The organism is Nocardia sp. NPDC004568 (assembly GCF_040609955.1).
Classification (GTDB): Bacteria; Actinomycetota; Actinomycetes; order Mycobacteriales; family Mycobacteriaceae; genus Nocardia.
Genome location: NZ_JBEXLL010000034.1, coordinates 38,287 through 49,960 on the forward strand (window position 1 = coordinate 38,287; position 11,674 = coordinate 49,960).

Genomic DNA, 11,674 nt, shown 5'->3' on the forward strand with positions numbered 1-11,674 from the left:
CCGGGCGGGGCGGTCGCGTTCCGGCGGCCGATCGGCGTCACTCGGCCAGTCGGTGCAGCTCCGGGGGAAGATCCGCGCTGTGCACCACGGTGAGCCGCTGGGTGGCGCGGGTGATCGCCACGTACAGATCGTTACGGCCGCGCGGTGATTCGGCGATCACCGCGCCTGGTTCCACCAGGTACACCGCGTCGAACTCCAGGCCCTTCGCCTCGGTCACGGTCAGTACGCGCACGTATTCGCTTGCCAGCCCGGATAATTCGTCGACCAGGGCGGCGGGTGTCAGCACCGCGGCGGTGCCCGGTCCCTGCTCCTCGGCCAGCAGGCCGGAGAGGTTCGCCGACAGGTGCGTCGCCGGGACCCGGTGCGCCCGCGGCGGTACTCCCGAATCGCGGACCGAGCGCGGCACCTCGGCGGTGGGATCGATCGCGGCCAGGACATCCGCCGCCACCGCCATGATCTCCGCCGGGGTCCGGTAGTTGACGGTGAGCTCGGTGCGTTTCCACCGTGTGGCCACATACGGTTCCAGCATGTCCGCCCAGGAGCTCGCGCCCGCCGGATCACCGGTCTGGGCGATATCGCCGACCACGGTGATCCAGCGATTCGGGATCCGGCGCATCACCATGCGCCAGGCCATCTCCGACAGTTCCTGCGCCTCGTCCACGATCACGTGCCCGTAGGTCCAGGTGCGGTCGCCCGCGGCGCGTTCGGCGGTGGTCTGTCGGTTGCGCACCTGCTGGCGTTCGGCGAGCTGGCTCGCGTCGATGAGGTCGTAGGCCATCAGGATCTCCGGATCGAGTTCGTCCTCGAGGTCCTGCGGAGCCGAACCGGTCAGGATATCCAGGGCGTCCTGCGCCTCGGCGAGCTGCGCCCGCCAGCGCCGCCGAGCGCGTTCGCGTTCCTCGGCGTCGTCGGTGCCCAGGAGTTCGGCGAGTTCGTCCAGTAGCGGGGCGTCGGCGGCACTGAATTCGCCGGTACCGGTGCGCAGCAGTTCGGCACGGTCGGCGGGATCGAGCACCTTGCCGGCGGCGCGCTCCAAACGGTCCGGGTCGGCGAACAGTTCGCCCAGTACCTGCTGTGGAGTGAGCATCGGCCACAACTCGGCCAGCACGCGCTGGACCTTCGGATCGGCACGCAACTCGTCGCTGATCTCGGACAGATCCGCCGCGCTGAGCAGGCTGCGGCCGTTACCGGCCGGGTCGGCGCCCATGGTCTGCGCGAGTTGATCGGTGAGTGCCTCGATCACCATCGACGCGAAAATGGGCCGGGCCAGGTTGTGCGGGCGCCGCGACGAGCGGGCCCGGCCGCGGGCGCGGGTGACGATCTTGCGGTCCAGGGTCACCGGATATCCGTCGAAGCTCAGGGTGATCGGTTCACCCGGCACCTGCTGGCGATCGCGGACCGCGTTCTTCAGGATGTCCAGCACACTCGTCGAGCCCTTCAGCTCCCCAGCGCGCAGCGAATCGGTGAGTGTGGCCTTCACCCCCGGGTACAGATCGCCGATGGTGGACAGCAGCACGCCGGTCTCACCGAGCGAGGGCAGCACCTGACCGATGTAGTCCAGGAAGGTGGCGTTGGGGCCGATGATGAGGACGCCGCTCTTGGCCAATTGCTGGCGATAGGTGTACAGGAGATAGGCGGCACGGTGCAGGGCGACCGCGGTCTTACCGGTGCCCGGACCACCCTGCACGACGAGCACACTCTTGTGCTCGGCGCGGATGATCGCGTCCTGTTCGCTCTGGATAGTCTCCACGATGTCGGCCATCTGGCCGGTACGCGCGGCGTTCAGCGCGGCCAGCAGGGCGCTCTCGCTACCGACGCCACCGTCGGAGGTCGTGACCCCGGCCCGGTGCGCGGCCGCGAGATCGAGGTATTCGTCGTTGACCGCGGTCACGCGGCGGTTGCGGGAGCGGATGTGGCGGCGCCGCAGCACGCCGTCCGGCGCGGCGGTGGTGGCCAGGTAGAACGGCCGGGCCAGCGGGGCCCGCCAATCGAGCAGCAGGGGTTCGTAGTCGTTGTCCTCGTCGAGAATGCCCAGCCGGCCGATATAGCGCTGCTCCGGATCATCGTCCGCGGCGGTCAGATCGATGCGGCCGAAACACAGGCCGTGCTCGGCGGCATCGTATTTGGCCAGATCCTCGGTGTAGAGCTGGGTGAACGATTCCCGTTCGGTCCGGGCCTGCGGGGTCCCGCCCGTCTCCAGCAGGACGGTGCGCAGCCGATTGTCGGCGTAGGCGCGCATCTCGTCGAGCCGCTCGTACAGCACCGACAGGTACGCCTGTTCGTGGTCGAGGTCCCGCGTCGCCGTATCCGGAGGCGCCACGTCGGGCGCCGGTTCGGTGGGGCGTTCCTCGGTGCGGTTGTCGGGCAAGTTCTGACTCCTTCTCACCCACGGCGGGACGGTCTCGGCGGGACACGGCGGGATGGCGTGCACAGAGTTGTCGAGTCTACTGCGGGTTCGTATCGGATGTTGTTCGCGCAGGTCACACCGGCGCGATCACGAGACGTGCGAATTGTCGCCGCGCATTCCGCGGCCGCGCGTGCCATCGCGCCGAGTCGGCGATTTGGCCTCGTACATGGCCACATCGGCATCGTGCAGGACCGCTTCCGGCGTCCGCGGATCGCCCGGTTCCAGAGTGGTCACCCCGATGGACGCGTTCACCGCGATCCGGTGCCCCCGCGCGACGATCGGTTCGGCCATGGCCGCCCGCAATCGCCGGACCAGCGGCTCCAGCTCGTCGTCGCCGGGACGGCCGGCCAGCAGGACCAGGAATTCGTCACCGCCGAGCCGGCCCACCAGATCCTCACTGCGCAGCGCGCGCTGTAGCCGATGCGCCACGATCCGCAGGACCGTGTCGCCGATGGCGTGGCCCATGGTGTCGTTGATCGACTTGAAGCCGTCGAGGTCGATGAACATCACCGTGGACACCTGGTGCGTGCCGCTGGCCGCGAGTGCTCCCGACAGCTGGGACAGGATCAGCGACCGGTTGGCCAGCCCGGTCAGCGGATCATGGGTGGCCTGGTATTCGAGCTGCCGGCGGCTGGCCAGGTATTCGGTGATATCGGCGAACGAGCACACCGCGGCCGTGCCCTTCTCGTCGGGATTGAGCAGCCGGCTCGACACCGCCAGCCACCGGCGCTGGCCGTCGGGTCGGACGACCGCGAACACGTAGGCGGTGATGGTTTCGCCGGTGGTGAGGGTGCGCGCCACCGGATGCCGCTCCTTGGGCATCGACCGGCCGTTCGAGTCCAGCAATTCCAGGGGCAGCGTGGTGATGTTGGAGCCCACCAGCGGAATGCGGTCGTCGATGCCGAAGATCCGGCGGGTGGCGGGGTTGGCCGAGGCGATGGTGCCGTCCCGGTAGATGACCGCCACGCCTTCCTCGAGCTGGGAGACCACCGTGGTGAAGTGCTGCTCGGCCCGCCGCTGGGCGCGTTCGGCCGCCTTCTGGGCCGTCAGATCGTGGATCACCACCTGGTAGGCGAGACGATCGTGCCAGGCGGTGAGCACCGAGACGGTCTCCACCGGAACCTCGCGCCCGTCCAGGGCCAGCAACACCATCTCGGTGGGTTCGGACGCGTTTCCCGTCGCCGTCAGGCCGGCGATGCGTTCGTACATGGGCTGGCGGAAATCGGGGTGCACGAAACGCGCGATGTGCTGCCCGAGGACCTCGACCAGGTTCTTGGCGCCCATGATCCGCAGGCACGCCGGATTGGCGTAGACGACGATGCCGCGTTCGTGGACACAGATGCCGTCGGGGGAGTGCTCGACCAGGGAGCGGTACCGATGCGCGAGTTGCTCGGCGGCGGACGCCCTGCGCTCTCCCATACCAACCCCCATCGTCGGCGGACCCGGACATTGAAACACGGCTCTACTCCGGTATCCACGCGCATAAAATCGGATAGTGGACGTGATCTCGATTGATCACGCCAAGACGTGTTCCCGGCGGTGCCGAGGGCGGGAACCGGCGAGGAGATTGTCATGGCGGGGACCGGATTCAGCATCGATCTTATGTCGATCACCGGGATCGGTGCGGTCACCGGATACGGATGGGGGCGGGAAACATTCTGGGAGGGAATCCTGAGCGGGCGCTCCGCGGCCCGGTTCGAACCCGGCTACGGAATCGACCCCGCGACCGGGGGGTGGGCCGCGCTGGTGCCCGAGGGGGGCGATCCCGCATACGGCACCCGGTACGGGCGTGCGGTGTTCGCGGCGGTCGACGAGGCGGTCGCCGATGCCCGCGCCCGCGGCTGGGAACCCGGCCCCCGGGTCGGGTTCCTGCACGCGGCGGTGCTGGGTGATGTCCGGCACCAGGCGGACTTCTCCGGTCCGGCCGGTGCCGGATTCCGCGGCCGGGACTTTTTGCGCCTGCTGCCGTCCACTCCGGCCTCCGTGGTAACCCAGGCGTTCGGTTTCACCGGCCCGGTGATGGGAGTCTCGGCGGCGTGCAGTTCGGCCAATGTCGCGATACTGCAGGCGCGGCTGTGGCTGGCCGCCGGCCTGGTGGACGATGTGGTGTGTGCGGCCTCGGATCTGTCGGCCACCCCGGAACTGGTGCGGCAGTTCGCGAAGCTCGGCGCCGCGGTGGTCGACGTCGAATCGCTGCGGGGCTGCCGGCCCTTCCAGGAGGGCAGCCGGGGATTCAGCGTGGGGGAGGCGGCGGTGGGGTTCGTCCTGAGTCGCGGATCGGGCCGGGCCTACGCCCATGTGCTCGGTGGCGCGATGAACAGCGAAGCCCACCATGTGGTCTCGGTGGAACCGAGCCACGACCGGATCGTGGACTGCGTGCGGGCCGCACTGTTCGACGCCGGTGTCGCCGCGGCCGATATCGGTTACCTCAACGCGCACGGTACGGGGACCGCCCAGTGCGACCGGGCCGAACGCGATGTGCTCGCCCGCGTCTTCGACGACCGGCCCGCGGTGTACTCGATGAAACCACTGGCCGGGCACTGCCAGTCCGCGTCGGGCGCGGTGGAGCTCGCGGCCGCGGCGCTGGGGTACGAGCGTGGGATCGTCCCGGCGCCGCCCGCGGTGGCGCCGGCGCATCCGCGATTGCTGAACGGGCCGGCCCCGGCGGGTCCGGGGTTGACCGCGAAGCTGTCGCTCGGGATGGGCGGGAACAATTCCACGGTGATCCTGGGTCCGGCTGTCTGACAGCGGTGGGCCGGGAGTGGCCGGTGCCGCGCCCCCTGGACGCTGCGGGTTGGCCTACTCTGGATTGGTGAGCCCGTCCGGCCGGTGCGCGCCGCCGGTTGCCGGCGCCCGCCCCGCGATCCTGCCGGGGCGCCCTGAGCCCGGGTAGGCGCGGCAGTCGGGTCATATCCCGTGAGCTGCTCGGGTCCGGCCGTCCGGCGAAACTTGTCGGTGGGCGGTCCTACCATCACCGCGGGCCCGCCCTGCGGCCCGCTGCGGCGGCGACCGCGCGGGCTGATCGGGCCGCTCACCGCCCTGCCGCGGACACGGTGTGACCCCACACGGTGCGCGGGCGCGGCGGCACCGGCAACGACGAACGATGACGAGAAGGGACCGACCTGGTGGCGGAACGCCTGACTGTGCGCGGAGCTCGGGAGCACAACCTCAAGGGGGTCGACCTCGATCTGCCCCGCGACAGTCTCATCGTCTTCACCGGTTTGTCCGGGTCGGGCAAGTCCAGCCTGGCGTTCGACACGATCTTCGCGGAGGGGCAGCGCCGCTACGTGGAATCGTTGTCGGCCTACGCCCGGCAGTTCCTCGGCCAGATGGACAAACCCGATGTGGACTTCATCGAGGGGCTCTCACCCGCCGTCTCGATCGACCAGAAATCCACCAACCGCAATCCGCGGTCCACGGTCGGCACCATCACCGAGGTCCACGACTATCTGCGGCTGCTGTACGCCCGCGCGGGGGTCCCGCACTGCCCGGTGTGCTCCGAGCTGATCGCCAAACAGACCCCGCAGCAGATCGTCGACCAGGTCCTGGCCATGGAACCGGGTGTCCGGTTCCAGGTGCTGGCGCCGGTGGTGCGTACCCGCAAGGGTGAGTTCGTCGACCTCTTCGACCAGCTGCACGCGCAGGGCTACGCCCGGGTCCGGGTGGACGGGGTGGTGTATCCGCTCACCGATCCGCCGAAGCTGAAGAAGCAGGAGAAGCACGATGTCGAGGTGGTGGTGGACCGCCTCGCCGTGAAACCGACCGCAAAGCAGCGGCTCACCGATTCCATCGAAACGGCGCTGCGTCTCGCCGACGGCATCGTGGTGCTCGATTTCGTGGATCGCGACGAGCACGCGCACGACCGGGAGCGCCGCTTCTCCGAGAAGCTGGCCTGTCCCAATGGTCATCCCCTCGATATCGAGGATCTCGAACCGCGCTCGTTCTCCTTCAACTCGCCCTACGGCGCCTGCCCCGACTGCACCGGGCTGGGTATCCGCAAAGAGGTCGACCCGGAACTGGTGGTGCCCGATCCGGAGCTGAGCCTGGCCGACGGGGCCATCGCGCCGTGGTCGCGCGGGCAGAGTGCCGAATACTTCCTGCGACTGCTGTCCGGGCTGGCGGCGGCACAGGGTTTCGATCTGGACACCCCGTGGCGGGAGCTGCCGCCACGGGCGCGTAAAGCGGTCCTCGAGGGCAGTTCCGACCAGGTGCACATCGTCTACACCAACCGCTACGGCCGGAAACGCTCCTACTACGCCGATTTCGAGGGGGTCATGCCGTTCCTGCAGCGGCGGCTGGACTCCACCGAGTCGGAGCAGATGAAGGAGCACTACGAGGGCTATATGCGCGATGTGCCGTGCCCGGTCTGCAACGGGGCACGCCTGCGGCCGGAGATCCTGGCGGTCACCCTCACCGCGGATTCGGAGCGGAAGTCGATCGCCGAGGTCAGCGAACTGTCCATCCGCGACTGCTCGCAATTCCTGAACGCGCTGACCCTGGGCGAACGGCAGGCGGCCATCGCCGGGCAGGTGCTCAAGGAGGTGCAGGCGCGGCTCGGTTTCCTGCTCGACGTCGGTCTGGACTACCTCACCCTGTCCCGGGCCGCGGCCACCCTCTCCGGCGGCGAGGCGCAGCGTATCCGGCTGGCGACCCAGATCGGGTCGGGCCTGGTGGGGGTGCTCTACGTGCTGGACGAACCGTCCATCGGCCTGCACCAGCGCGACAACCGGCGCCTCATCGAAACGCTGACCCGGTTGAAGAACCTGGGCAACACCCTGATCGTGGTCGAGCACGACGAGGACACCATCCGGGCCTCCGACTGGGTGGTCGATATCGGCCCGCTCGCCGGTGAACACGGCGGCCGGGTGGTGCACAGCGGCACCTACGCCGATCTGCTCACCGACGAGCACTCGCTGACCGGCGCCTATCTGTCGGGCCGGGAGCGGATCGAGATCCCGCTGGTGCGGCGTCCGGTGAACAAGAAGCGGCGGGTCACCGTGGTCGGGGCGACCGAGAACAATCTTCGGGGTATCGATGTGGCCTTCCCGCTGGGTGTGCTCACCGCGGTCACCGGGGTGTCCGGGTCCGGGAAGTCCACGCTGGTCAACGACATCCTGGCGACCGTCATGGCCAACAAGCTGAACGGTGCCCGCCAGGTCCCGGGCCGGCACACCCGGGTGAACGGCCTCGATCAGCTGGACAAGCTGGTGCGGGTGGACCAATCGCCCATCGGGCGTACGCCGCGGTCCAATCCGGCCACCTACACGGGAGTGTTCGACAAGATCCGCAGCCTGTTCGCCTCCACCACCGAGGCCAAGGTGCGCGGGTACCAGCCGGGCCGGTTCTCCTTCAACGTGAAGGGCGGCCGCTGCGAAGCCTGCTCCGGCGACGGCACGCTCAAGATCGAGATGAACTTCCTGCCGGATGTGTACGTGCCGTGCGAGGTCTGCCACGGCGCCCGCTACAACCGGGAAACCCTCGAGGTGCACTACAAGGGCAAGACCATCGCCGAGGTCCTCGATATGCCCATCGAGGAGGCCGCCGAGTTCTTCGAGCCGGTGACCTCCATCCACCGCTACCTGTCGACCCTGGTCGATGTGGGGCTGGGGTACGTGCGGCTCGGCCAGAGCGCGACGACCCTGTCCGGTGGTGAGGCGCAGCGCGTGAAACTGGCCGCCGAACTGCAGAAACGCTCCAACGGGCGGACGGTCTACATTCTCGACGAACCGACCACCGGCTTGCACTTCGAGGACATCCGCAAATTGCTCGCGGTGATCAACGGCCTGGTGGACAAGGGCAATACGGTGATCGTCATCGAGCACAACCTGGACGTGATCAAGACCGCGGACTGGGTGATCGATATGGGTCCCGAGGGCGGTTCCGGCGGCGGCACGGTGGTCGGGGACGGGACACCCGAGGACATCGCCGCGAATCCGGACAGCTACACCGGCCAGTTCCTGAAGGAGATCTTGGCCGAGCCCGCGGCCCCCGCCGCGGAACCGGCGCGGAAGAAGGCCGCGCCGGCGCGGAAGGCCGCGAACAAGACGGCGCCGGCGCAGCAGCAGGCCGCCGCGGAAGTTCCGGACGCGGCAAAGGCCAAACGCCTGGCCCGTAAGGCTGCCGCCCTGCGCTGACGCTCGCGACCCGTCCGGCTGTCGCCGGGCGGGTCCGAACCGGCGGGCCAGAGCGAGTCCGCACACCCACCGGGTCGGTGCCGTCGGTGGCCCGCGCCACGTCGGCCGGGTGTGGGCAGCGCTTTACCGTCCATCCATATCGGCGGCGAAGATCGCAGACAGGGCTTGCGCGACGCAGTCCGCAGGGGTTCATCGGCCGGGCGGTCGCGCAGCTGTGGCGGCACCCCGCTGCACGCACTCGGTCTGCCGATAGGTCAGAGCCTCGTATCTGCCCGCGAAACTGTTCTGTCCGGGACTCAGTAGACGGGGCCGGTGTACTTCTCGCCCGGGCCGGCGCCGGGCGCGTCGGGTACGGCCGAACTCTCCCGGAACGCCTTCTGGAGCGACTGCAGCCCCTCCCGCAACGGTCCCGCGTGCGGACCGAGGTATTCCACCGAGGCGGTCACGAGTCCGGCCAGTGCGGTGATCACCCGCCGCGCTTCGTCCATATCGCGGCGCGGGCTGTTGTCCGGATCCTCGTCACCGAGCCCGAGTTTCTCCGCCGCCGAGCTCATCAGCATCACGGCGGCACGGCTGATCACCTCCACGGCGGGAATTTCGGCCAGTTCGCGCACATCGCCTTCGGGCTGTTCGGTCATGACCCCAGGCTAGAGAACCGCCGGTCGGGGTCAGCGCACCGGTCCGGCGGCGCGCAGCATGCGCAACTGACCGATCTCGGACACGTTCTTCATCAGTTCGGCGCCGACCCACGCGGCCAGGTGCGCGACGGTCAGGCCGGCCTCCGCCGGCCACGGGTAGGAGGTGGCGGTGTCCAGCTCCGCGTCGGCGCGGTCGAGCACCGCGAGCCATTGCTCCCGCAGGGTGTGCAGCCGGGCGAGGGCGGCGGCGATATCGCCCGCCCAGTACACCTCGGTGCGCTCGGGTAGCGGCCTGCCTTCGGCGTGCGCGACGGCAGAACTCCACCACCAGTCGATATGCCAGGTGAGCCAGCCGATGGTCGGCACCGGGACCGGATCGGGTTCGGTCTCCGCGAAATCAGGGCGCCAGCGGCCGTCGGCGCCGCGGTGCACCGTCCAGCTCACCGCGGCGGGCGTCCAGTGCGTATCGTCATCGGTCAGGGCCTCGAAATGCAGCTGGGACAGCGACCAGACCAGGTCGAATTGCCAGCGCAGCAGGTCACGTCGGCTGCTCACGGGCGTCGAGCCTGGCACGGTGGCTACGGCCGGGCAAGCGGTTTACGGCCGGGGCCGGGGGCGCGATTCGCCGGATCCCTACTCCGGCTGTTAGACTTTTCGGCGACGACCGCCCCGGTCCTGTCCGGGGCAGACAAGTGGAGCCCGACTCCCACCGTTGCCGGCGAGTGATCGCCTGGTCGAACGGTCCGGTCACCCGCCTCTCGCAGGTGGGTCCGCGATCCCGCCTCCGGCGTGCTCGCGGCGCAGGCGTGTACGACCTGTGTGGGCCGGTCGACATCGGGCCTCGTGGCGGCGAAATACCGCGGCGGGGCCTTCGTGTTGAACAAGGGGTTCATTTCGAGCGGTCGTCGGACGACACCGCTAGACCTAGGAGGCCCCATCAGCACTGAGACCCGCATCAACGATCGCATCCGTGTTCCCGAGGTCCGGCTCATCGGACCCGGCGGTGAACAGGTTGGGATCGTGCGTGTTGAAGATGCACTACGCGTCGCCCTGGAAGCAGACCTCGACCTCGTGGAGGTCGCGCCGGACGCACGTCCGCCGGTCTGCAAGATCATGGACTACGGCAAGTTCAAGTACGAGACCGCGCAGAAGGCGCGCGAGTCCCGGAAGAACCAGGTCCAGACCGTGATCAAGGAACAGAAGCTGCGGCCCAAGATCGACGATCACGACTACGAGACCAAGAAGCGCAATGTGGTGCGCTTCCTGGAGGCGGGGTCGAAGGTCAAGGTCACCATCATGTTCCGCGGGCGCGAACAGTCCCGGCCCGAACTCGGGTTCCGGCTGCTGCAGCGGCTGGCCTCCGACGTGGCGGAATTGGGTTTCGTCGAGACCTCGGCCAAGCAGGACGGCCGCAACATGACGATGGTCCTCGCCCCGCACAAGGGTGCGAAGACGCGGGCCAAGGCCGCCGAGGATTCGGTCCGGTCGCAGCCCGGCGCGGCGCCGAATGCCGGTCGGCCGGTCGCGCAATAACAACGGCTTCCGCCGTGAACACTGCGGCGCTGTGCCGCACATATCGCGGCGAATGCCGCAGCGGTATTGCGTCGAGCCCGCAATAACGCTGATCAGTACACCTGGTCCGCCCCTGCGCGGGCACGACACAGATTGAGGTTGCCATGCCGAAGATGAAGAGCCACAGCGGCGCTTCGAAGCGTTTCAAGGTGACCGGTAAGGGCAAGCTGCGCCGTCAGCAGGCCAACCGCCGGCACCTCCTCGAGCACAAGCCCACCCGCCGGACTCGTCGTCTGGACGGCACGGAGTCGGTCGCCGCGTCCGACGTCCGCCGTGTGAAGAAGCTGCTGGGTATCTGATTCCCTTCCCGGGATCGATACCGTCCGGTACCGCATCCGCGACCGGACGCCGAAGAACCGACCCACTCGGGTGCGCTCGACCGGGCACCCCCAAGATCGATTAGGACTGACCAGTGGCACGCGTCAAGAGGGCCGTCAACGCTCAGAAGAAGCGCCGTTCCATTCTCGAGGCCTCCAAGGGCTACCGCGGGCAGCGCTCGCGCCTGTACCGCAAGGCCAAGGAACAGCAGCTGCACTCGCTCACCTACGCCTACCGGGACCGCCGGGCCCGCAAGGGTGATTTCCGCAAGCTGTGGATCGCCCGGATCAACGCCGCGGCCCGCGCCAACGACATCACCTACAACCGTTTCGTGCAGGGCCTGAAGGCCGCCGGTGTGGAGGTCGACCGCAAGATCCTCGCCGAGCTGGCCGTCTCCGATGCCGAGGCGTTCGCCGGCCTGGTCGCCGTCGCCAAGTCCGCGCTGCCCGCGGATGTCAACGCCCCGGCTGCCTGAGTTGTGATTCCGGGCGCGGACCGACGGTCCGGCCCGATGCGCAAGAAGGCCCCCTCCTCCGGGAGGGGGCCTTCTTCGTTTTCATGGGAGTCCCGCCTCGGCGGGCGCGGGGCCCACCGGGCCGTGCGGG

Annotated in this window: 9 protein-coding genes; 5 read left to right on the forward strand and 4 right to left on the reverse strand. The window is 68.9% G+C overall.

The window, feature by feature from the left end:
- Positions 1-37: 37 nt before the first annotated feature.
- A complete protein-coding gene (locus ABZV91_RS17140) occupies positions 38-2,320 on the reverse strand; it encodes an ATP-binding domain-containing protein (RefSeq protein ID WP_355242195.1) in 2,283 nt (760 codons plus the stop codon).
- A gap of 174 nt (positions 2,321-2,494) precedes the next feature.
- Positions 2,495-3,826, reverse strand: a complete 1,332-nt coding sequence (locus ABZV91_RS17145; protein WP_355242125.1) for a diguanylate cyclase — start codon at positions 3,824-3,826, stop codon at positions 2,495-2,497.
- Between the two features lie 153 nt (positions 3,827-3,979).
- Here ABZV91_RS17145 and ABZV91_RS17150 point away from each other — a divergent pair, with 153 nt between their 5' ends.
- Positions 3,980-5,152 carry a beta-ketoacyl synthase N-terminal-like domain-containing protein gene (locus ABZV91_RS17150; protein ID WP_355242127.1) on the forward strand — a complete coding sequence of 391 codons (1,173 nt, stop codon included), beginning with the start codon at positions 3,980-3,982 and terminating at the stop codon, positions 5,150-5,152.
- A gap of 380 nt (positions 5,153-5,532) precedes the next feature.
- Positions 5,533-8,541: an excinuclease ABC subunit UvrA gene (gene uvrA / locus ABZV91_RS17155; RefSeq protein WP_355242129.1), complete on the forward strand. Its 3,009-nt coding sequence runs from the start codon at positions 5,533-5,535 to the stop codon at positions 8,539-8,541.
- A 296-nt stretch (positions 8,542-8,837) separates the two neighbouring features.
- Here the strand turns inward: uvrA and ABZV91_RS17160 are convergent, their stop codons facing one another.
- Positions 8,838-9,179, reverse strand: coding sequence for a DUF1844 domain-containing protein (locus ABZV91_RS17160; RefSeq protein ID WP_355242132.1), 342 nt, complete (start codon positions 9,177-9,179; stop codon positions 8,838-8,840).
- Positions 9,180-9,209: 30 nt separating this feature from the next.
- Positions 9,210-9,734 (reverse strand): DinB family protein, encoded by a 525-nt coding sequence (locus ABZV91_RS17165; RefSeq protein WP_355242135.1) that lies wholly within the window; start codon positions 9,732-9,734, stop codon positions 9,210-9,212.
- A 336-nt stretch (positions 9,735-10,070) separates the two neighbouring features.
- On the opposite strand from ABZV91_RS17165, the gene infC reads away from it, so the two are divergent.
- From infC to rplT, 3 genes are all read left to right on the forward strand, one after another.
- On the forward strand, positions 10,071-10,712 hold the full coding sequence (infC, locus tag ABZV91_RS17170; protein ID WP_063061346.1) for a translation initiation factor IF-3: 642 nt from the start codon (positions 10,071-10,073) through the stop codon (positions 10,710-10,712).
- A gap of 143 nt (positions 10,713-10,855) precedes the next feature.
- The gene (gene rpmI / locus ABZV91_RS17175) at positions 10,856-11,050 is read left to right on the forward strand and encodes a 50S ribosomal protein L35 (protein ID WP_030523709.1); all 195 of its coding nucleotides are present in this window, start codon (positions 10,856-10,858) and stop codon (positions 11,048-11,050) included.
- A 113-nt stretch (positions 11,051-11,163) separates the two neighbouring features.
- On the forward strand, positions 11,164-11,544 hold the full coding sequence (rplT, locus tag ABZV91_RS17180) for a 50S ribosomal protein L20 (RefSeq protein WP_355242138.1): 381 nt from the start codon (positions 11,164-11,166) through the stop codon (positions 11,542-11,544).
- The last annotated feature ends 130 nt before the right edge of the window (positions 11,545-11,674 follow it).